23 protein-coding genes and 1 riboswitch are annotated in these 20,000 nt (G+C 40.4%); of the genes, 18 read left to right on the top strand and 5 right to left on the bottom strand.

Annotation, left to right across the window (positions count from 1 at the left end; genetic code table 11):
- The first annotated feature begins 27 nt into the window (after window positions 1–27).
- The 4 genes from M3593_RS01210 (at window position 28) to M3593_RS01195 (ending at window position 6,152) form a co-directional block, all read left to right on the top strand.
- Window positions 28–2,208: a malate synthase G gene (locus M3593_RS01210; RefSeq protein WP_251540314.1), complete on the top strand. Its 2,181-nt coding sequence runs from the start codon at window positions 28–30 to the stop codon at window positions 2,206–2,208.
- Between the two features lie 160 nt (window positions 2,209–2,368).
- Complete coding sequence (locus M3593_RS01205; protein WP_144480690.1) at window positions 2,369–3,148, top strand: fumarylacetoacetate hydrolase family protein; 780 nt, start codon at window positions 2,369–2,371, stop codon at window positions 3,146–3,148.
- 48 nt (window positions 3,149–3,196) lie between these two features.
- Window positions 3,197–3,979, top strand: a complete 783-nt coding sequence (locus M3593_RS01200) for an IclR family transcriptional regulator (protein ID WP_144480692.1) — start codon at window positions 3,197–3,199, stop codon at window positions 3,977–3,979.
- Between the two features lie 388 nt (window positions 3,980–4,367).
- Entirely contained in the window at window positions 4,368–6,152 is a 1,785-nt protein-coding gene (locus tag M3593_RS01195) for an L-lactate permease (protein ID WP_251540313.1), read from the top strand.
- Between the two features lie 283 nt (window positions 6,153–6,435).
- Here M3593_RS01195 and M3593_RS24185 read toward each other — a convergent pair whose 3' ends face one another.
- Window positions 6,436–6,765 carry a DUF3231 family protein gene (locus M3593_RS24185; protein ID WP_353056070.1) on the bottom strand — a complete coding sequence of 110 codons (330 nt, stop codon included), beginning with the start codon at window positions 6,763–6,765 and terminating at the stop codon, window positions 6,436–6,438.
- 239 nt (window positions 6,766–7,004) lie between these two features.
- Between M3593_RS24185 and M3593_RS01190 the strand changes: the two genes are divergently transcribed.
- From M3593_RS01190 to M3593_RS01175, 4 genes are all read left to right on the top strand, one after another.
- Entirely contained in the window at window positions 7,005–7,688 is a 684-nt protein-coding gene (locus M3593_RS01190; RefSeq protein WP_144480698.1) for a Na-translocating system protein MpsC family protein, read from the top strand.
- Window positions 7,689–7,945: 257 nt separating this feature from the next.
- The gene (locus M3593_RS01185) at window positions 7,946–8,218 is read left to right on the top strand and encodes a hypothetical protein (RefSeq protein ID WP_144480700.1); all 273 of its coding nucleotides are present in this window, start codon (window positions 7,946–7,948) and stop codon (window positions 8,216–8,218) included.
- A 99-nt stretch (window positions 8,219–8,317) separates the two neighbouring features.
- The gene (locus M3593_RS01180) at window positions 8,318–8,713 is read left to right on the top strand and encodes a flavoprotein (protein WP_251540311.1); all 396 of its coding nucleotides are present in this window, start codon (window positions 8,318–8,320) and stop codon (window positions 8,711–8,713) included.
- A gap of 25 nt (window positions 8,714–8,738) precedes the next feature.
- Window positions 8,739–9,107, top strand: a complete 369-nt coding sequence (locus tag M3593_RS01175) for a YbaN family protein (RefSeq protein ID WP_144480704.1) — start codon at window positions 8,739–8,741, stop codon at window positions 9,105–9,107.
- A gap of 292 nt (window positions 9,108–9,399) precedes the next feature.
- On the opposite strand, the gene M3593_RS01170 is transcribed toward M3593_RS01175, so the two are convergent.
- Complete coding sequence (locus M3593_RS01170) at window positions 9,400–9,732, bottom strand: cyclic-phosphate processing receiver domain-containing protein (protein WP_251540309.1); 333 nt, start codon at window positions 9,730–9,732, stop codon at window positions 9,400–9,402.
- 706 nt (window positions 9,733–10,438) lie between these two features.
- Here M3593_RS01170 and M3593_RS01165 point away from each other — a divergent pair.
- A complete protein-coding gene (locus M3593_RS01165) occupies window positions 10,439–11,038 on the top strand; it encodes a methyltransferase (RefSeq protein WP_144480708.1) in 600 nt (199 codons plus the stop codon).
- A 125-nt stretch (window positions 11,039–11,163) separates the two neighbouring features.
- Window positions 11,164–11,631 carry a PaaI family thioesterase gene (locus tag M3593_RS01160; RefSeq protein WP_395883626.1) on the top strand — a complete coding sequence of 156 codons (468 nt, stop codon included), beginning with the start codon at window positions 11,164–11,166 and terminating at the stop codon, window positions 11,629–11,631.
- A 43-nt stretch (window positions 11,632–11,674) separates the two neighbouring features.
- Here the strand turns inward: M3593_RS01160 and M3593_RS01155 are convergent, their stop codons facing one another.
- Entirely contained in the window at window positions 11,675–12,184 is a 510-nt protein-coding gene (locus M3593_RS01155; RefSeq protein ID WP_144480712.1) for a hypothetical protein, read from the bottom strand.
- 141 nt (window positions 12,185–12,325) lie between these two features.
- Between M3593_RS01155 and M3593_RS01150 the strand changes: the two genes are divergently transcribed.
- A complete protein-coding gene (locus M3593_RS01150) occupies window positions 12,326–13,039 on the top strand; it encodes a nucleotidyltransferase domain-containing protein (protein WP_144480714.1) in 714 nt (237 codons plus the stop codon).
- A 913-nt stretch (window positions 13,040–13,952) separates the two neighbouring features.
- Here M3593_RS01150 and M3593_RS01145 read toward each other — a convergent pair.
- On the bottom strand, window positions 13,953–14,252 hold the full coding sequence (locus tag M3593_RS01145; protein ID WP_251540307.1) for a hypothetical protein: 300 nt from the start codon (window positions 14,250–14,252) through the stop codon (window positions 13,953–13,955).
- 256 nt (window positions 14,253–14,508) lie between these two features.
- On the opposite strand from M3593_RS01145, the gene M3593_RS01140 reads away from it, so the two are divergent.
- The 5 genes from M3593_RS01140 to M3593_RS01120 all read left to right on the top strand — a co-directional run bounded on the left by M3593_RS01140 (window position 14,509) and on the right by M3593_RS01120 (window position 17,465).
- Complete coding sequence (locus tag M3593_RS01140; protein WP_251540305.1) at window positions 14,509–14,883, top strand: hypothetical protein; 375 nt, start codon at window positions 14,509–14,511, stop codon at window positions 14,881–14,883.
- A 73-nt stretch (window positions 14,884–14,956) separates the two neighbouring features.
- Window positions 14,957–14,999, top strand: a riboswitch (PreQ1 riboswitch).
- A gap of 53 nt (window positions 15,000–15,052) precedes the next feature.
- On the top strand, window positions 15,053–15,709 hold the full coding sequence (queC, locus tag M3593_RS01135) for a 7-cyano-7-deazaguanine synthase QueC (RefSeq protein WP_144480720.1): 657 nt from the start codon (window positions 15,053–15,055) through the stop codon (window positions 15,707–15,709).
- On the top strand, window positions 15,709–16,185 hold the full coding sequence (gene queD / locus M3593_RS01130) for a 6-carboxytetrahydropterin synthase QueD (protein ID WP_251541220.1): 477 nt from the start codon (window positions 15,709–15,711) through the stop codon (window positions 16,183–16,185). Before queC ends, queD begins: the two co-directional genes overlap by 1 nt.
- On the top strand, window positions 16,178–16,906 hold the full coding sequence (gene queE, locus M3593_RS01125; RefSeq protein ID WP_251540303.1) for a 7-carboxy-7-deazaguanine synthase QueE: 729 nt from the start codon (window positions 16,178–16,180) through the stop codon (window positions 16,904–16,906). Before queD ends, queE begins: the two co-directional genes overlap by 8 nt.
- 19 nt (window positions 16,907–16,925) lie before the next feature.
- Window positions 16,926–17,465, top strand: a complete 540-nt coding sequence (locus M3593_RS01120; RefSeq protein WP_144480724.1) for a VUT family protein — start codon at window positions 16,926–16,928, stop codon at window positions 17,463–17,465.
- A 61-nt stretch (window positions 17,466–17,526) separates the two neighbouring features.
- Here the strand turns inward: M3593_RS01120 and M3593_RS01115 are convergent, their stop codons facing one another.
- On the bottom strand, window positions 17,527–18,354 hold the full coding sequence (locus M3593_RS01115) for an SDR family oxidoreductase (protein ID WP_251540302.1): 828 nt from the start codon (window positions 18,352–18,354) through the stop codon (window positions 17,527–17,529).
- A gap of 112 nt (window positions 18,355–18,466) precedes the next feature.
- Between M3593_RS01115 and M3593_RS01110 the strand changes: the two genes are divergently transcribed.
- Together M3593_RS01110 and desA are read left to right on the top strand one after the other, a co-directional pair.
- The gene (locus tag M3593_RS01110; protein ID WP_251540301.1) at window positions 18,467–18,757 is read left to right on the top strand and encodes a hypothetical protein; all 291 of its coding nucleotides are present in this window, start codon (window positions 18,467–18,469) and stop codon (window positions 18,755–18,757) included.
- Window positions 18,758–18,950: 193 nt separating this feature from the next.
- Window positions 18,951–19,985 carry a Delta(5) desaturase DesA gene (gene desA, locus M3593_RS01105; protein WP_144480895.1) on the top strand — a complete coding sequence of 345 codons (1,035 nt, stop codon included), beginning with the start codon at window positions 18,951–18,953 and terminating at the stop codon, window positions 19,983–19,985.
- Window positions 19,986–20,000: the final 15 nt, after the last annotated feature.

The raw sequence follows: 20,000 nt of genomic DNA, 5'->3' as shown, positions 1-20,000 counted from the left end.
AAAAGGTAAAGGGAGGAAAGTATTCGCATGGCAGACTATGTAAAAGCGGGCAACTTACAGGTAGCAGTAGAACTATATGAATTTATCAATTCCGAGGTTCTTCCGGGAACAGGGGTGGATCAGGAACAGTTCTGGTCCGGATTGGGCAGTCTGGTCCAGGGACTGGCCCCAAGAAACAGGGAGCTTTTGAAGGTCCGCGACGAAATCCAGGAAAAACTGAATTCATGGCATAGGGAAAACAACGGAGATTTCGATTTTGAAAAATATAAGTCGTTCCTAAATGAAATCGGTTACCTGGAGCCGGAAACGGAAGATTACCAGGTCACTACAGAAGCTGTTGATGAAGAGGTTGCTTTGCAGGCAGGTCCGCAGCTGGTCGTCCCAGTCAATAACGCACGCTATGCGATCAATGCGGCAAATGCACGCTGGGGAAGTCTGTATGATGCGCTTTATGGCACAGATGCCATCAGTGAAGAAAATGGAGCAGAAAAAGGTCTTGGCTACAATCCGGTACGCGGTGATAAAGTTATCGCTTATGGCAGGGATTTTCTTGACAAGGCTGCCTCATTAGCGGAGGGGTCCCATAAAGATGCAGAGAAATATGCCGTTGTTGATGGAAAGCTGGCTGTTACACTTTCTGGCGGTACCAGAACTGGCTTAAAGGAAGAGGAAAAGCTGGCAGGTTACCAGGGAGATGCTGATGCACCAAAGGCTGTATTGCTGAAAAATAACCGTTTGCATTTTGAAATCCAGATCGATCAGGAACATCCGATTGGCAAGACTGATAAAGCCGGGGTAAAAGATATCCTGCTTGAAGCAGCACTGACAACAATCATGGACTGCGAGGATTCTGTCGCAGCGGTTGATGCTGAGGACAAAGTTGTCGTTTATCGCAGCTGGCTGGGATTGCAAAAGGGTGATCTTTCCGCGACATTCAACAAGAATGGCCGCAGCATGACCAGGACGATGAATCCTGACCGCCAGTACTCAGCTCCTAATGGGGAGGAATTTACCCTTAAAGGCCGCTCACTTATGTTCGTTCGCAATGTGGGCCACTTGATGACAAGCAATGCTGTCCTTGATGCCGAAGGAAATGAAGTTCCAGAAGGTATCCTCGATACGGTCTTTACTAGCTTGATCGCTAAACATTCCGTAATTGGAAATACAAAATACCAGAATTCCTCCAAGGGTTCAGTCTATATTGTAAAACCTAAAATGCATGGCTCAAGGGAAGTTGCGTTTGCCAATGAGTTGTTCGACCGGACAGAGGATTTAGTCGGTCTTGAACGCAATACTCTTAAAATCGGAGTAATGGATGAAGAACGCCGTACAAGTCTAAACCTTAAGGCTTGTATCCGTGAAGTGAAAGACAGGGTCGTATTCATCAACACTGGATTCCTCGACCGTACTGGCGATGAGATGCATACTTCAATGGAAGCTGGTCCAATGGTCCGCAAAAATGATATGAAATCATCCGTTTGGCTTCAGGCTTATGAAAAGTCCAATGTTGCAACAGGACTTGATGTTGGTTTCCAAGAACATGCGCAAATCGGTAAAGGGATGTGGGCGATGCCTGATTTGATGGGACCAATGCTTGAGCAAAAGATTGGCCACTTAAAGGCGGGAGCCAATACTGCATGGGTGCCATCTCCAACAGCTGCGACTTTACACGCGCTTCACTACCATCAGGTGGATGTATTTGAAGTCCAGGACCAGCTGGCAGGCGAATCAAAGGATTACCGTGATGATATCCTGCAAATCCCTGTCGCTGACAATCCTCAATGGAAGGAAGAGGAAATCCAGGAAGAGCTGGATAATAACGCACAGGGAATCCTCGGTTATGTGGTCCGCTGGGTGGAGTCAGGAATTGGCTGCTCCAAAGTTCCTGACATCAATGATGTAGGATTGATGGAGGACAGGGCAACATTAAGGATTTCCAGCCAGCATATGGCAAACTGGCTTCATCATGGAGTTTGCACTAAAGATCAAGTACTTGAGACTTTACAACGTATGGCAAAAGTCGTTGACAAGCAAAATGAGCTGGATCCTTCCTACCGCCCAATGGCAGAGGACTTTGACAACTCGGTTGCTTTCCAGGCCGCATGCGACCTTGTGTTTCGCGGGTTTGAACAGCCAAATGGATATACAGAGCCAATCCTCCATCGCCGCCGGCAGGAAGCTAAAGCAAAGTATGCTGTGAAAAACTAATCTATTTCAACTGGGGCATTCTATCCAGATAAGAGTGCCCCTGTTCCATATGTAAAAAACAGGTCAAGAAAAATAGTTTCTTATTTTAAATAAACATGCAATAAACCATAAACTGCATAGATAACTCTAATGAACCTTAGAGTCTGAGAGGAGCAAAAGGATGAAATTCGCTAGATTTACAGTTGATACAAAGGAGTATTCAGGTGTCGTTACGGATGAAGGCATCAAGGGCATTTCAGGAGATATGTTGGGTAGCTGGGATTATTCAGGAGAAGTCTTTTCAGCTGAAGAGGTTAAGTTCCTTGCCCCTCTTGTTCCAAACCAAATAATTGGAATCGGCGCCAATTTTGTTGCGAAAAAGGAGGATCTCCCATCTGAACTTCCGGAGATTCCTGTGTTTTTCTTTAAACCTGTATCTTCTGTTATCGGGACTGAAGAAGAAATCATCATACCTGAAGGAACAGAACAAGTTAAATTTGAATCTGAACTTGCCGTCGTGATTGGGAAAGAAGCAAGGAATATTTCAGAATCGGAAGTTTTAGACTATGTGTTTGGTTATACGATCGGCAACGATGTCACAGCACCAAGCTTTTTCCACCAGGATGGACATTGGACAATCGGCAAATCCTTTGATACCTTTACACCACTTGGACCAGTAATCGAAACTGAACTCGACCCTTTCAAAGTAAATGTAAAGGCAAATTTAAACGGTGTTGAAAAACAAAACAGCCCTGCTGAGTTGATGATCATTCCAATCCGCAAAATGATTTCTTATTTGACAAAGGTCATGACGCTTAAACCCGGGGATGTCATCCTTACAGGCAGTCCAGTAGGTGCAGAGCTAGTGGGCTCAGAAGATGTAATTGAGTGTCAGATTGATGAGATAGGAACGCTTAAGAATGTTTTTACAGCTGTCAAGGAAAAAACAACTGCCAGCTGACAACACCGCAAACTAATCAAGGGGCAGCAGTACATGAGGTGAGGGAAAGTGGAAAGGGAAAATGTTGTTAAATCAGTCAGCCGTGCACTTGATATCATCCAGTTGGTCAGTTTGAAAAAGGGCGGATTAGGAGTAACAGAGATTTCAAAACAAATAGATATTAATAAAAGCTCTGTTTACAGAATACTTTCAACTCTTGCTCAATATGGTTATATTGAACAAGACGAGTCAACAGGCCGTTATAAACTGGGGTATAAATTTCTGGAAATCAGCTCTAAACTGCTTGATTCAATCGATTTGAGAGCAGAAGCTAGACCATTCCTCCAGGAGCTGGAGAATGAGACTAATGAAGTCATCCATCTTGTCGTATATGATCAGGGAGAGGTCGTTTATATTGAGAAACTGGAAGGAACTGAGACATTAAGGATGCATTCAAAGGTTGGAAAGCGTGCTCCTATGCACTGTACATCCGTAGGAAAAGCGATTCTTGCTTATCAGCCAACTGCCATCGTCCAGGAAATCATTGACCGTAAAGGCCTGCCAATACACACAGATAAGACCATTACTGAAAAAAATGTCTTGTTCGAGGAGTTGATCCGGGTAAAAAAAGCGGGATATGCTCTTGACCTTGAAGAGAATGAAAGTGGAATCACCTGTATTGCCGTCCCTATTTTCGACCATCTTGGAAAAGTTGTTGCTGCTGTCAGTATTTCAGGACCATCAATCCGGATGACCGAGGAAAGACTTGAGCAGCTGAAAAAGAAGATGGTCAATGTGGGGCTGAGGATTTCTTCACGACTTGGCTACTCAAAACCAAATCAACTTAATTAAGAAGAGTCAAAAAATTTGTTCGATGTTATATCGGGCAAATTTTTTTGTTTTTTTTAGATATAAAACCCAACCCGCATTTAACCTGCTGTTCTTTTGAAAAATCATCCATACCATTTAACTTCAAAAAATATTTAATCTTTGACAAAAACATCTGTTTCCCAGCTTTATATGCAATTGAGACCTGTTAATTTATAAAGGCAAAAAAATCCTTTTATTAATATAATAATCTAAATTTTCTTAAAATTGTTGAAATTCGGACTGGATTGTTTGTATAATAAGAAATAGGTGTTATATAACATGAATCTTATAGTTATATAACAATGTTGCGTGATTCGCAACAATAAAATTCATTGTTTTTTATTATCAAACAAAAGGGAGATGGTGTTTTGTGAGTACTGGATTGTTAGCGTTTTTATCCTTGCTGCCGATTCTTGCGGTAGGTATTTTTCTGGTCGGACTAAGATGGCCAGCAAGCAAGGCGATGCCAATTTCATATTTGGTGGCCATAGGCCTTGCCTTGTTCGTATGGAAAGTGCCTGGTGCCAATGTTGGTGCTGCCTCAGTTCATGGGTTGATTGTAGCAGGAACTCTTCTTTACATTATTTTTGGAGCGATCTTGCTGTTGAACACTTTACAGGAAAGCGGCGGGATAAAAACAATCCGCCAGGGATTCACCGATATTTCAGCGGACAGAAGGATACAGGTTATCATTATTGCCTGGCTGTTTGGCTCGTTCATTGAAGGCTCCGCAGGATTCGGCACTCCAGCAGCGGTGGCTGTACCTTTACTGGTCGGACTGGGATTTCCGGCTATGGCGGCGGTAGTGGCCGGTATGGTCATCCAGAGTACCCCAGTCTCGTTTGGTGCAGTTGGGACTCCGATGCTTGTAGGCGTTTTTACAGGATTATCCGCAGACTCAAGCATCACGAGTGATTTCCTTGGCCTCGTGGATCTCATTGCTGTAAAGGTTGCTCTGCTGCATATGATTGCAGGAACCCTGGTACCATTGTTTGTTGTTGCCCTGATGACAAGGTATTTCGGGAAAAACAAATCGTTCTCGGAAGGAATCAAAGTCTGGAAATTTGCACTGTTCGCTTCGTTTGCGATGACGATTCCATATATAATTGTCGTGAACATCCTAGGACCAGAGTTCCCTTCAATGATTGGCGGCCTGGTTGGATTGGTGATTGTCATTTTTGCCGCTAAAAAAGGATTCCTGATGCCATCGAAAGAAGAAGAATGGGATTTTGAAGAAAAATCAAAGTGGGATGCTGAATGGATCGGCAATCTTGAAATCAAGGATGTTACCCATAAAAGCGGCAGCATGAGCATGTTTCGTGCATGGACACCTTATGTTCTCGTTGGTGTGCTATTGATCCTGACAAGGCTCAATTCCCTTCCGATAGCAGGGTGGTTTAAAGCATGGACCGTATCATTTGAAGACATATTCGGCTCAGGAATTACATCCAGCTTTCAGCCGTTGTACTTGCCGGGAACCATTTTCATCATCGTCTCCCTGATTACCTATTTCCTGCATGGAATGAATGCAAGCGCATACAAAAAAGCATGGTTCCAGTCCGGCAAAACCATGATTTCTGCTTCAACTGCACTTATTTTTACCGTGCCAATGGTTCAGGTTTTCCTGAACACCGGTGGCGGGGCTGCGGGATTTGATAAGATGCCGATTGAACTTGCAAATGGGGTGGCTGCCCTGGCAGGAGATAATTGGCCGCTGTTCTCAACCTTCATTGGAGGTATGGGCGCGTTTATCGCCGGCAGCAACACGGTCAGCAATATGATGTTCTCTTTATTCCAGTATAACGTAGGATCAAACATCGGTGTCGATCCTACCTGGATCGTTGCTCTCCAGGCAGTTGGAGGCGCAGCTGGAAACATGATATGTGTGCATAATGTGGTAGCTGCATCCGCGGTCGTTGGCCTGGTAGGAAAAGAAGGCGCTGTCATCAGGAAAACTCTCTTCCCATTCACATATTACGCATTGCTTACCGGATCGGTTGGCTACTCAATTGTCTGGTACTCACAAAAAGGAATATTCAACCTCGGTTCCTATATTGCCGTAGCCATCGCCATTGCCGCGGTATACATCATTGCTACTAATAACAGAAGATCTGGTCTCTTATTGCAGGAGACACAGCCAGTGGTTAAACAGTAGAACTTTAGAAAGGGTCTCCATCAAGGTAACGGAGACCCTTTTTAGGATAGTTTTAACAAAAGTGTCTCCATCAGGAAAAAAAGGGAATAACCAAGGATTAATGCACTCAAGCGTTGAGTGCATTATTTTTATCATTATAAGACAGCAGACTCCCTCTTCAATCGAGAGAAGTTCATTTAGCCTTGAGATAAAGGGAGATGAATGTCGGTTGGCGAGAGCCAAAGCACTAACTGGCATGATATAATTGGAACATATGTTCCTGTTGGGCAGGGTGAGTTTAGTGCTAGTGAAAAAGGCGTTTAAGTTTCGTATTTTCCCAAACATCCCCCACTTCAAACGGTTCGAAAGAGCAGTTAAGTGGCCGGTAGTTCAAGTATTTCAGATGAAAGATATCAGAGAACTGTCTTTCTGATTTCAGATTGACATCCTGTTCTGTAAACCCATGCGTAACAGAAATGTTTTCATTGATGAACATCTCTTTGAATATAGCGACATGCTGTTGTGAAAGTTCCAGTGCATGCTCCACCAATATTTTGATTTCTGGATCTTCAATGTTCTGCAAAAAATAATGCAGGACACATATTGACGTAGTGTCGCTTAAGTCGTGGCCCATATGAAGGATAAATCGGCTGCTGTCATTTTGATGGTATTATGATTGCTTTCCAAGATTCCGCCCCCTTTCATTCAAGAAGTACTATTCCCAATACAAATCATAAATATAACGATGAACACTAATTAAATGATACATAATTCAAGGGATAAATCCTAAATTTAAATACGATTCATAAATGGTTTTATTGCTCCTTAAAGAGGGAAAAACAAGGAGGAGTATATTGCATTGTGAGGTAGATTATGGATTTTGCTGAATTAGAAAAAGAAATCAGTGGATATATTGGACGTTTGTTGCGGGAAAACTTTGGGCGTGGTCCAGGCAATGTTTTTTGCACGATTTCAAGCCCGTTTGTTTCAATTTATATCACCAATTTCTTATCCCCAATGGAAAACACACTTATTTCAAATAAACAGAGTGTCTATGTGCAAAAAACAAGAGACTTAATGATGGAAACACTTGAAGAACAAATTAAATCATACATCGAGATGAATACGAAAGATGAAATAAAAGAGTTTTATTATGATTGGAATCTTGAAGCCAAATCAGGAATGTTCCTGTTTATTTTTAAAAATGACCGCCCTTATAACTTTGGATGCTTTGATAATAAAGACTTAATCGAAAACGAAACTGTCAAACTCAGTATGGAAATACAAAAGGCCCCAAAAGAAACTCATTGCAAGTTGTTAAATGAGCGCACTTTGATCATTGTTCGGCACGGTATCCTCATCAGTCTGGAAAAAGAATTCATCCAACTAGGCTTTTCGGAAACCTTGAAAATTGCAAAGCTAAATCTTGAAAAGAAGGTCATTAAAAATCATCGGGATTCCTATGAAAAATATCTTAATGCCAGGATCACCGATTATTTTGTGGACTGGAATTTCGAACAGGATAAAAGCTATACTTTATTCATTTTGAAGCCTTAATTAAAGATGAACTTGAATAAAAATAGATAAGATGTTACTATACTTATTAGGGTAATGATTAAGACTCTTAATCTTACTTAAAAACATTTTGTAAGTTTTATTCAAAAAATCAAATAAAATGACTTCTGATTGTAATGAATGGGCATAGAACCAGAACATAAGTCAGAAAAGGATTAATCTGATTAATCCTTTTCTGGCTTTTTTTATTGTCATATATTGGATTAAATAACTACTGTAAAGGATGATTTTACAACATAATGACTATCAGCAATAGAGATTTAATTTCATGTATTGAAAACTTTATTTCAGCAAAAAAGACGACTCTTTCGGATACACCGAATACAATCAAGAAAAAAGAGCTGGAATCCTATTTAGAAGAATTTGCGGCCGAGCAGGGCATTGATTATAAAAAAAAGGAAGAGCCGACCAGAACTAGCTATTCCTTTACCGTACAGGGACAAGAGGCACTCGTGGAATTTTTCTATCGGTACAGTCATTTTTACACCAGACATTCTATTACTCTTAAATAATCAAGCTGTTCCTATGGAGCAGCTTTTTATATTTTGTTATTGAATTAAACAGAATGGTATAGGATAATTTTGTCAATGTGCTTTAAGGGGGCAGGGAAATTGGAAAAGTCATTTAATCGCTTTTTTGAAGAATATCTGAAAGAATGGAAGAAGTCTTCTTTAACTCAATTTAAAACGATGATTTCAAGGGAATACCAGGCAAGAGAAGTAACACAGGGGAAAATTCATGATTTTGGATTTGATGAATCCATTCGAGGATGGGAGCATGGTTTCAATTTTGTCAAAAGCAACGGCGCAGTATGGGATTTAGCAGAAGTAAAGAGGATTCAGCTCAGGGAGCAAGAAATAATGGCAGTAATCATTGCGAAACTGGTTATTGACGGAAAAAAGATGGATACTTGTAATCTTTTCTTTCAAACATTCACTTATGATTTCGGCTGGAAGTTAATCAGGAGTTACATAGAGGCTGGCATTCCTGTAAGCCAGTTTGATTAGCGAAGTACCGCAAGGAGGATGAACGATGAACATCGCAGTAAAAGTTATATTGATCATCATTGGATCGCTCTCAATCATATTAGGAGTGATTGGGATCGTGGTTCCTCTTTTGCCTACTACCCCGCTAATCTTGTTAGGGGCAGCTTGTTATTTCAAAGCGTCCGATGAACTGTACAAAAAATTAATCCGGAATAAATGGCTGGGCGGGTATATAAAGGATTTCCGTGAGAAAAACGGAATCACGCTGAAGAACAAAATTTTAAGCATCAGTCTTATGTGGATATCGATAGCTGCAACATTGTTAATAGTCGATTTCTATTTTTGGCTTGCAGCTGGTCTAATTATTATAGCTGTAACAGTAAGTGCTTATATCCTATCATTCGATACTCTTTAAAGGCTGCCAAACCAGAGGGGAATTAAGCTTTTGCCCGGGACTCGTATATTACAAAAATTTAATATCGGTAATACAAGAAAGAGCAATGTGATCCATTGCTCTTTTAATCTTTTTTGATAATGAGTATTAAGTTCAACCAGAAATAATTAATATTACTGGATCATTATTCAGAAAAGGAATCTATTAATGAAAAGAGCGTCCATTAAATCAAAAGTGGCTGAATTAATTGTAAGCAAGGGGATTGTGGACATCTGCACTTAGGGAATGGATTTGTAGAGTCAAGTGATATGCATTAGTAATGCAGGGGCAGGGGGCGTAAATAAATATTGATGGTGTTGGGCATCAAGCTGTCTTTCTGAGCTTGTTTAAAACTGTTGAACATTGCCTTTCCTCCGGTATAGTTAGCGGAGTGGATTGTGATTCTTTCAGCGTAAAGTTGTTTAGTAATCATTATCTTCACGAGCATTAATCCATTCCGTACATGATTTGTAAGGTCATGGTCGAGTGAAAGATGGTCGATATCGTAATTATGAAGAAGGTACAGACATTCATCAATCGTTTCGGCCAAAATATAACCCTCTGGCGGTCGGCGGTAATCATCCATAAAAACACTTATTTTCTCCATTTCTAGCACTCCTTCCTAAAAGAGGGGTGACTATGAAAAGTCGGATAGCCCAAAATTCTTTCTTAATCTAAAGCCTAACACATATCGCGACAAAAATGGACATTTTCAGCTTGGGAAATCCTTCTAATTTTAAAAATTTATGTTTTATTTATTTTATTTGTGTTTTTTTAAGTCATGCAAAAATTTTTAAAACAATCAAAACCCTAATCAAGTTTATCGTCGGGGTTTAAAAATTGTTGGGCGGAAAATCCTAGCGAGCAGGCTCAGTTTGACCAGGCTGACAGGGTGAGATTTAAGGTGCAGCACCCTGATAAACTGAGTGTAAACTTTTTCATCATGGGAACAAGCCAGGGAGACCTTTTTAACAAACCATTGTAATAAATGAAGACCAGCAGGTTTTGGGCTGCTCGTTGTGCTAAAACGAAAATCTTCAGTTAAGGCAGTCAGCCATGGCATATCGACAATCCTGCTTTAATGCTTCCTTTTTAGAATACATTCGCTGCCCCCTGCTATATATATAGAAAAGTTATGTTTCTTCAAGACCTATAAGTTAAAATGTAGGTAGCTGAACAATACGATAATTTTACCTAAAGAGACAGGGAAATGAAAGAGCTGTTATATATAGATCCAGGCTCATGGATAAAATACAATATCCTGCGACTTGTTCAAGAAACCTGTATCCCTATTATGATTGGAGAACATGCTGATGAATGAGCAACAGTTTGATAGATTGCTGAATGTTGGAACCACGGGCCAACAGAAAGGATTCATGACATCCTTGCATTATCATCGTTATGAACCTACTCCATACGAGGCACTTGAGTTATTTTTTCAAGAGTATGAACTTAGTCGACATGATCAAATAGTTGACTTTGGGTGTGGTAAAGGGCGTTTGAATTTTTATCTTAATTATCGTTTCAATTCAACTGTCACTGGAATTGAAATGAATGAGATCTTCTATTCGGAAGCACTTGAAAATAAACTTAACTATTTGAAGAATCATCGTAACAGAGCGGATGCCATCCATTTTCACTGCATTTTGGCAGAGGATTATGAAATTTCCCTTGATGAAAATAAATTTTACTTTTTTAATCCTTTTACAGTGCAGATTATGATGAAGGTAGTTAAGAATATCCTGTTATCTTTTGAAAGGGAACCGAGGCAAATCGACTTGATTCTTTATTTTCCATCGGAAGATTATATTTTTTATTTGGAGTCGCAGACACCATTTGCACTGGTATTTGAATATGAATTACCGGATCCCAACCTGAATGAAAGATTTTTAGTGTACAGATTGAACCCTTAAAGCAAGTTTTAAAGAAATGAAAGAAATTAGCAAAATCCTGCTTTTTAAAGGGATTTAACCGTGAATAGAGAAATTATTACTGAATAAGGATTGATAAGGGAGGAAACAAATTGGAAGAGAAAGTGATGAATGCAATACAGGATGATTACCCAGAGGATTTTGCCTGGTGTTATGGCTGCGGAAGGATGAATGAACACGGCCATCATTTCCGTACAGGTTGGAACGGTGAAAAGACAATAACAATATACAAACCCAAAAAAGAACATATGGCATTACCAGGTTTCGTATATGGCGGTTTGATTGGTTCGCTGGTGGATTGCCATGGCACTGGTTCAGCTGCCCTCTACCTGCATCGGAAAAATGGTAACGAACCAGGTAATGGGGCAGAGCCTCCAAGGTTTGTAACAGCATCGCTTCATGTCGATTTCCTGAAGCCAACACCTAATGGAATCGAATTGAAAGCAATAGGAACCGTCCGCGAGATTCATCCAAAGAAATATCGCGTAGAAACAGAAGTATATGCTGGAGAAACATTATGTGCTAAAGGGGAAGTAGTGGCTGTTGTCATGCCTGATACTTTTTTAGAAAAATAATGCGTGAAAAAGACCCTGTTCACCCTCAGGGTCTTAAATTTGATTATTTCACAGGTTCAAGCAAATTTGTCGGGAGAAAACCTTCTTCGCCTGAATCCTTCATTTTCACCTTTGTGCGTCGGAGGTCTCTTTCCACAATTTCCGCTTCACTTCCCTGCTTGATTTCCTTGACATCTTGATCTTTTACGATCTTGTCCACTCCTTCTACATCATTCAATTCAATCAATTTATAAAGTTCATCATAAGCTTCTGCTGAAAGTGCAAGATAGGCATCTTTTTGGACTGTGGCCGTATCTCCGGACTGCAGGGTGTTATCCTTTACTTCCTGTTCACCTTCCTTGTAGGTATCCTTCATGTTCTGGATGATTCCCGGTGTTTCTTCTTTTACTTTATCAACGACTTCTTTTGACTTTTCCTCGGTTGCTTTCGCGGCATTTTTTGTTTCTTCTTCTAATTGTTTTGCTCCCTGTTCAGCTTCATCATTGCTGCATCCAGAGATCAACATAACTGCTAATCCAGCAGGCAATATCCATTTTTTTAATGAAACGGTCATAAGTAAAATCCTCCTGATCCCACTATTCGTATATTGTAAGATACCACTCAGGTTAGCAATTAAAACATCCATGCTACATCGACAAATACTCAATATTGGATAATAATACCTTTATACATTATTTTCGAGGGGGGGATTTGCATGAAAGGGAAAAGAGGACTATCTCCACTTGCCACAGCCAAGAAATTCATAGATGACCGGTTTCCTGACTGTGACGCAGCGCTTCTGGCCGGGAGTGTAACCAGGGGGGAAGCAACCGAAACCTCCGATTTGGATATGGTGGTCTTTATAAAAGATATTCCCTCAGCATACAGAGAGTCATTGGTCGCATATGGGTGGCCAATTGAAGTATTTGTACATAATCTGCACACCTGCAGAGAGTTTTTTCAAAACGATATTAGCAGGGCGAGGCCCAGTTTGCCCAGAATGGTTGCTGAGGGAGTGGTCATCAGAAATAATGAATTACTGGCTGAAATAATCGATGAAGCGAAAAGTATCATTGAAGAAGGTCCTGCCGAATGGACGCTGAAAGAGATCGAGTTCAAGAGATATTTCATCACCGATACTCTGGATGATTTCATCGGGACAAATAATAAGGCAGAAGAACTCTTCATTGCCAATGGTTTGGCTGACCAACTTCAAGAATTTATTTTAAGGACCAACAAACGGTGGATCGGCAAGTCAAAATGGGTAGTGAGGGAATTAATAAGATTTGACCCTGAATTTACTGAAAGATTTATTGGATCGTTCGAAATATATTACAAAACCGGAAACAAGCAAATGATCATAAAATTGGCGGAGGAAATATTAGAAGAATACGGTGGCAGATTATTTGATGGTTTTTCAATTAGATGAAAAAGCAGCCATATTATTGACTGATTTAGATTGCTTATTCTCAGTCTTTTTGAATCTTGACAGGTTTGAAGGAGTAGTGTGAAAAGCTGTCAAAAACCCGTCGTTATTTTGACAGGTTGGATGGTGTAGAGAGAAAAGTTGTCAAAAATCCATCGTTATTTTGACAGGTTTGAAGGAGTAGTGTGAAAAGCTGTCAAAAACCCGTCGTTATTTTGACAGGTTTATAGTTGTAGAGCAAAAAGCTGTCAAAAATCCGTCGTAATTTTGACAGGTTTGAAGGAGTAGTGTGAAAAGCTGTCAAAAATCCATCGATTTTTTGACAGGTTAGATGGTGTAGAGCGAAAAGCTGTCAAAAATCCGTCGTTATTTTGACAGGTTTATAGGTATAGAGCGAAAAGTTGTCAAGAATCCATCGTTATTTTGACAGGTTTATAGGTATAGAGCAAAAAGCTGTCAAGAATCCATCGTTATTTTGACAGGTTATATGGTGTAGAGGGAAAAGCTGTCAAGAACCCGGCGCTATTTTGACAGGTTTATAGGTATAGAGCAAAAAGCTGTCAAAAATCCGTCGTAATTTTGACAGGTTGTGAGGTGTAGAGCGAAAAGCTGTCAAAAATCCATCGATATTTTGACAGGTTAGATGGTGTAGAGCGAAAAGTTGTCAAGAATCCATCGTTATTTTGACAGGTTTATAGGTATAGAGCGAAAAGTTGTCAAGAATCCATCGTTATTTTGACAGCTTATATGATGTAGAGAGAAAAGCTGTCAAGAACCCGTCGCTATTTTGACAGGTTATATGGTGTAGAGAGAAAAGCTGTCAAGAATCGGTCGTTATTTTGACAGGTTAGATGGTCGCGAGCGAAAAGCTGTCAAAACCACGTCGTTGTTTTAAAATAAGCTTTTCAAATGGAATTTAAGCTTTGTAAATTGTGAAGGCAGCTATGCAAAAACAGCTGATGATAATGATCTCAATCGTGAGAAGGTACCAAATCCCTTCAGAAGCGGCAGTTCCTGCCATCGGTGCCGTGAATCCCATGATTAAACCAATTAGATATCCAGTCAATATTGTTTTGAAGTTAAATAGATTTCCAAATAGAATACCTGATAAACCTCCAATAATCACGGAAAGCAACGCGGCCTCCAGGAAGTGTAAAGGATATAAGTTGATAAAAATCAGCCCCGTTCCCAGCGCTAATCCGGCGGCGGCCACCATCGTTATATTCCTGCCCAGGTGTAAATCGATATACATTCTACGATTGTACAAATAGATATATAGAATATAAGCTGATAAAAAATTTATTGGATAAAAAATCACAATCCACTCCGGCAAGATTCATCACCTCTACATTCACTTTATTCATGTACGGAGAGGAGGTGCTAACAATTAGAATGGTGCTAGTCGTTTGTTCTTAACCCGTTGTAATTTATAATAAATAAAATGAATAGTTTAAACTGAAAGGATGTTCTTTATGGATGAAATAGTTAAAAAGCTGCGATTTAAAGAAGGCAATACATTGGTATTGAATGCACCAGATGGATTCCGCTTAGGGGTGGAAGGTGAACAGCAGAGTGATAAAAATAATTTCTTACTTTTGTTCGTGAATAATAGTGACGAAGTCAGGGCGTGGCTGCCAAAGGCGCTGGAAGCTTTAAAGGAAGATGCAGTTTTCTGGATTGCATTCCCGAAGAAGAGTTCAAAGGTTAAAACAGACATCAACCGCGACTCTCTTTTTGCGATCGTAAGCGAACTATCTGATTATAGAGCTGTAAGCAATGTCTCCATAGACTCAAAGTGGTCAGCTCTCCGATTCAGGCAAGAGCACCTGGTGAAAACAAAAAAATGACGGTATAAATTTAGCTTTCCTTTTATAAAATGTATGATAAAATGAATAAGTCAAAATTACATATTCCGTCTATACGGAAGAGGTTCTAGCTACCCTCTCAAAAAAACTAAGGGAAAACAGTACTGCTGTCTTAGTGGTGCTGTTTTTTCGTTGTAAAGGAGAATTTTTTATGAAAAACGAGAAAGCTGTTGTCGTTTTCAGTGGCGGGCAGGATAGTACAACATGCCTGTTTTGGGCTTTAAAAGAATTTAAAGAGGTTGAATTAGTGACATTTGATTACAACCAGCGTCACAGGACAGAAATTGACTGTGCGAAGGACATTGCAAGTGAACTTGGAATCAAGCATCATATCCTCGATATGGGACTGCTGAACCAATTAGCGCCAAACGCATTGACCCGGAACGAAATTGAAGTGAAAGATGGAGAGGACGGGGAGTTGCCGTCCACGTTTGTTCCAGGTAGGAACTTATTGTTTTTATCATTTGCTGGTGTTCTTGCGAGTCAAATCAACGCAAAACACATCGTAACAGGTGTTTGTGAAACGGACTTCAGCGGCTACCCTGATTGCCGGGATGTTTTTATAAAATCAATGAATGTTACCCTTAATCTTTCAATGGATGATAACTTTGTCATCCATACACCTTTAATGTGGCTGAATAAGGCGGAAACATGGAAGCTGGCCGATGATCTTGGCGCAATGGAATTTGTCAGGACAAAGACATTGACTTGCTATAACGGGATCATCGCCGATGGATGCGGGGTATGCCCTGCCTGCAGGCTGCGGAAGAAAGGACTGGATGAGTTCCTGGAAGGAGCTGAGTCATGATGTATGATTTCCGAATTGTCGACCAGCTTCAAAAAATAGATGAAGATATAAAAAGAGGACAGTTAAAATATCACTCAAAACGTGTCCTTGTCAGCAAGGAATTTACCTTTGATGCCGCCCATCATCTTCATGAATATGATGGGAAATGCAAAAATCTGCACGGACATACGTATAGAGTCATCTTCGGTCTGAGTGGTTTTGTTGATGCCCGCGGTCTAATGATTGATTTTGGTGACATAAAGGATATTTGGAAGACAGAAATAGAACTATACCTTGACCACAGATATTTGAATGAAACCTTGCCGCCGATGAATACGACGGCTGAAAATATGGTTGTCTGGATTTATGAACAAATGGCAAATGCTCTGGCAAACAGAAAGCACTTGTATGACGGAGCTAGGGTTGAATTCGTCAGACTCTATGAAACTCCTACAAGCTATGCAGAAGCAAGACGGGAGTGGATGAAGATTGAGTAAGATTCCCGTTATGGAGATTTTTGGGCCGACCATCCAGGGTGAGGGAATGGTAGTAGGCCAAAAAACAATGTTTGTACGTACCGCAGGGTGTGACTATTCATGTGCCTGGTGTGATTCAGCATTTACTTGGGATGGGTCCGGAAATGATTTAATCAGGCAAATGGATGCAATAGAAATTTGGAATGAGCTCACAACACTAGGTGGAGATGGGTTCTCATATGTTACGATTTCAGGAGGTAATCCAGCGTTACTGAAAAACTTGTCGAGTCTTGTTAATTTGCTAAAGGAAAAAAATATTAATATATGCCTGGAAACCCAGGGCAGCAAATGGCAGGATTGGTTCCTGGATATTCAAGCGCTGACCCTGTCGCCAAAACCGCCTAGTTCAGGGATGAAAACTGATTTTTATGTCCTGGATAAAATTGTAGATCGTTTGGCTGAAAAAGGCGCATTACAAAATGTAAGCCTGAAGATCGTAATTTTTGATGACATTGATTATGATTACGCTAAAATGGTGCATACACGATATCCTGCACTATCTTTTTATCTGCAGGTAGGGAATGATGATATTGTTACCGAAAACCGCCAGGAGCTTGCGGTTTCATTGGTCGATAAGTATGAATGGCTGATTGACAAAGTGATGAATGATAATGAAATGAAGAATGTAAGAGTTCTGCCGCAGCTTCATGTGTATATTTGGGGAAATAAAAGAGGGGTTTAAATAAACAGGAGGTAAGATTATGAGAATCTTTTTATACTTGATTTCAATTATAACTGCCAACGTGATTACAGCGGCACTTGCACCACTTCAGTTTGGTATGTTCATTGTGCCGATGGGTACATTATTGATAGGAGCCACATTCATTTTCCGTGACCTTGTCCAAAATAAGTATGGCCGAGCGAAAACATACATGTTCATTGGCTTGGCTCTTGTATTATCAGCAATTGTTTCTTCGATTCTTGGTGACACTCTTTGGATTGTATTCGCTTCGGCTTTGAGCTTTGCTGTTGCTGAGACGACCGATACTGAAATTTATACGAGGCTAAAACTGCCAATGAGCTGGAGAATCTTCTATAGCGGATTGGTTGGCGGACTGTTGGACTCAATCATATTCGTCGTGCTAGGATTGAGTCCTTTAGGAGCAAACTTCCTGCCATGGGAAGCCGTCCCTGCTGCGATTTTAGGCCAGGTCATCGTAAAAACCATCATTCAGGGAATCGGTGCCATGCTGCTTAATCCAATCAATCATATTTTCAACAATAAAGCAATGTCTAACTAGAGAAAAGGTGCCCAATCTATTGATCGGGCACCTTTTTTATGAAAAGAATCTGCTGGGAGGATTACATATTCAATTTTTTAATAACGATTTTTTCAATCATTTTCCACGGAAGAAGATTTTTTAAAAACAAGGTATTCTTGATGCCTTTACCAATTGGATATCTCAATTGCGGGGAGTTTGCGGATGCAATTCCAGAAACAAGCCTGGCAACATCCTGAGGATTCCCATAACTGGCTTCAGCGGTTTTTAGTTCTTTCATAATCGCTTCCATAGAGGATTCATATGGTGATTGGTCATGCATTGGAACTGCTTCAATGCTTTTCCATATATCCGTTTTAAAGGAACCAGGTTCAATCAAAATTACATCGATTCCAAAAGGCTTTAACTCCAGCCTTAAGCTTTCACTGTATCCCTCCAGAGCATGTTTCGATGCTGCGTAGGCAGACAGGCCTGGGAATCCAAACCTTCCGCTGATGCTGCTCATATTTATGATTTTTCCATACCTTTGCTGACGCATAAAAGGGAGGACGGCCTGAGTGACAGCAATCACTCCAAAAAAATTCGTTTCAAATTGTTTTCGATATGTGTCCACCTCAAGTTCTTCTGAAAAGCCACCTTGTGCATAGCCGGCATTATTGACTAGCAGATCTACTGAATCCAGTGAATGCACGAACCTCTTGAATTCTTGGATTGATTCATCAATCGTAACATCCAACTGAAATAATTGAATCTGATCTGTCACTTTTTCAGCCGCTGCAAGCTCCAACAAATGATCTTTCTTTTTTAGATTCCTCATTGTGGCAGTCACATCATAGCCTGATTTGGCCAGTTCAATTGCGATCAATTTTCCAAATCCGCTTGAGGAACCCGTAATAATTGCATGCTTCATATTTTCTCACCCGCCAGGACAGCTTTTTATCTCATTCTACATTGATAAAGCTCAAGTTGCTATGTATCTTTACGGCCAGCATGGAAAAAATGAATTACTGTGGGTTTGAAGGATGGTGAAGAAAACAGTGACGAAGGAAGAGAGTTTAAAACTATTGGCTTTAATCGAATATATTTATCCGGTAGTGACAGTTAAGAGCGAAACAATTATAGATTGGATGTCTATTTGTGATTCTTTGAAATATAATTTCACATTTGAAAATTTGGTTAAACATATAAGGGTAAATCCGTATCCGCCAACTTTGACAGAAATGATTGATGGCACCGGAAATGATCGAACAAGTTTTGGCTGGGTGAAGGAATATTCGATAAGAGATCAAAAGCGGAATAAACCAACTACATAGAAAAAATTATTAGTAAATGTTAGTACCAGATAATAATCATAAATCCTTGATATTCCAACCTTTTTATTGTAAAAACAAAACGAAACATGACATTTATCATATGTCATACATGACACCTGCTACTGCACAAAACCATTTCCCTTATTTATAATTTAATTAACTAAGAAATCCGAAAGGGGAATTATTGAACAAGATGACAACTAACAACGCAAAAGAACTTAGAAAACAGGTCGCCCCTTATGAAAATTCAAACACTAAAATGAGTATTATTCAAATAGTCAACACTGTCATTCCATTTTTGGCATTATGGTATTTTGCCTATCAAAGTCTGTCGATTTCCTATGGATTGACACTTGTGCTTGCGGCTGCTGCTGCTGGTTTCATGGTCAGGATCTTCATCATCTTCCATGACTGCACGCATCATTCGTTCTTCAAAAACCGTACTGCGAACAAAGTTGTCGGAACCCTCACCGGAGTACTGACTTTGTTTCCCTATAGCCAATGGGGCCATGACCATGCTGTCCACCATGCAACCAGCAGCAATTTGGACAAACGCGGAACTGGCGACATCTGGGTGCTGACAGTCGATGAATATATGGCTGCTCCTGCGTGGCAGAAGCTTGCGTACAGATTGTACCGCAATCCATTCGTAATGTTTGTATTGGGGCCGATTTACATCGTTTTATTCAAGAACCGTTTTAACCGCAAAGGTGCCAGAACGAAGGAGCGCCTTAACACTTATTTGACAAATGTTTTGATTTTTGGAATTTCTGGCCTCCTGATTTGGGCAATTGGCTGGAAGGCATTCTTAATGGTAGAAGGGCCGATTTTCTTCATTGCCGGGATGTTTGGCATCTGGCTGTTCTATGTACAGCATACATTCGAAGATTCTTATTTTGAAGAGGATAAAGACTGGGAGTATGTAAAAGCTGCCGTGGAAGGAAGCTCATACTACAAGCTGCCAAAAGTATTGCAGTGGATCACTGGAAATATTGGCTACCACCACGTTCACCACTTAAGCCCTAGAGTCCCGAACTATAAGCTTGAAGAAGTTCATAATAATACGAAGCCATTGCAGAATGTGCCGACCATCACAATTTCAACCAGCCTGACTTCCTTGCGTTTCCGTCTTTGGGACGAACGAAAGAAGCAATTCATTAGCTTCAGGGAAATGAAAGCATTGCAGCAAAGCAATAAGTTGACGACTCAGACAAAACCGGAACTATAAAACTCGCTCCCCTAA

It is taken from the genome of Mesobacillus sp. MER 48 (assembly GCF_023714225.1).
Lineage (GTDB): Bacteria > Bacillota > Bacilli > Bacillales > Cytobacillaceae > Mesobacillus > Mesobacillus oceanisediminis_A.
Note: the sequence above shows the minus strand (reverse complement) of the source record. Positions and strands in the feature narration are given on the sequence as shown.

Excerpts from the sequence above, each read along its gene's own strand:
- M3593_RS01185 (WP_144480700.1), top strand. The coding sequence starts at position 7,946 with ATGACTATCAGCAATAGAGATTTAATTTCATGTATTGAAAACTTTATT.
- M3593_RS01160 (WP_395883626.1), top strand. The coding sequence starts at position 11,164 with ATGAATGCAATACAGGATGATTACCCAGAGGATTTTGCCTGGTGTTAT.
- M3593_RS01140 (WP_251540305.1), top strand. The coding sequence starts at position 14,509 with ATGGATGAAATAGTTAAAAAGCTGCGATTTAAAGAAGGCAATACATTG.
- M3593_RS01170 (WP_251540309.1), bottom strand. The coding sequence starts at position 9,732 with ATGGAGAAAATAAGTGTTTTTATGGATGATTACCGCCGACCGCCAGAG.
- queC (WP_144480720.1), top strand. The coding sequence starts at position 15,053 with ATGAAAAACGAGAAAGCTGTTGTCGTTTTCAGTGGCGGGCAGGATAGT.
- queD (WP_251541220.1), top strand. The coding sequence starts at position 15,709 with ATGTATGATTTCCGAATTGTCGACCAGCTTCAAAAAATAGATGAAGAT.
- desA (WP_144480895.1), top strand. The coding sequence starts at position 18,951 with ATGACAACTAACAACGCAAAAGAACTTAGAAAACAGGTCGCCCCTTAT.
- M3593_RS01165 (WP_144480708.1), top strand. The coding sequence starts at position 10,439 with ATGAATGAGCAACAGTTTGATAGATTGCTGAATGTTGGAACCACGGGC.
- M3593_RS01145 (WP_251540307.1), bottom strand. The coding sequence starts at position 14,252 with ATGGTGGCCGCCGCCGGATTAGCGCTGGGAACGGGGCTGATTTTTATC.
- M3593_RS01155 (WP_144480712.1), bottom strand. The coding sequence starts at position 12,184 with ATGACCGTTTCATTAAAAAAATGGATATTGCCTGCTGGATTAGCAGTT.
- M3593_RS01150 (WP_144480714.1), top strand. The coding sequence starts at position 12,326 with ATGAAAGGGAAAAGAGGACTATCTCCACTTGCCACAGCCAAGAAATTC.
- M3593_RS24185 (WP_353056070.1), bottom strand. The coding sequence starts at position 6,765 with ATGGGCCACGACTTAAGCGACACTACGTCAATATGTGTCCTGCATTAT.
- M3593_RS01120 (WP_144480724.1), top strand. The coding sequence starts at position 16,926 with ATGAGAATCTTTTTATACTTGATTTCAATTATAACTGCCAACGTGATT.
- M3593_RS01190 (WP_144480698.1), top strand. The coding sequence starts at position 7,005 with ATGGATTTTGCTGAATTAGAAAAAGAAATCAGTGGATATATTGGACGT.
- M3593_RS01210 (WP_251540314.1), top strand. The coding sequence starts at position 28 with ATGGCAGACTATGTAAAAGCGGGCAACTTACAGGTAGCAGTAGAACTA.
- M3593_RS01115 (WP_251540302.1), bottom strand. The coding sequence starts at position 18,354 with ATGAAGCATGCAATTATTACGGGTTCCTCAAGCGGATTTGGAAAATTG.
- M3593_RS01175 (WP_144480704.1), top strand. The coding sequence starts at position 8,739 with ATGAACATCGCAGTAAAAGTTATATTGATCATCATTGGATCGCTCTCA.
- M3593_RS01110 (WP_251540301.1), top strand. The coding sequence starts at position 18,467 with ATGGTGAAGAAAACAGTGACGAAGGAAGAGAGTTTAAAACTATTGGCT.
- M3593_RS01205 (WP_144480690.1), top strand. The coding sequence starts at position 2,369 with ATGAAATTCGCTAGATTTACAGTTGATACAAAGGAGTATTCAGGTGTC.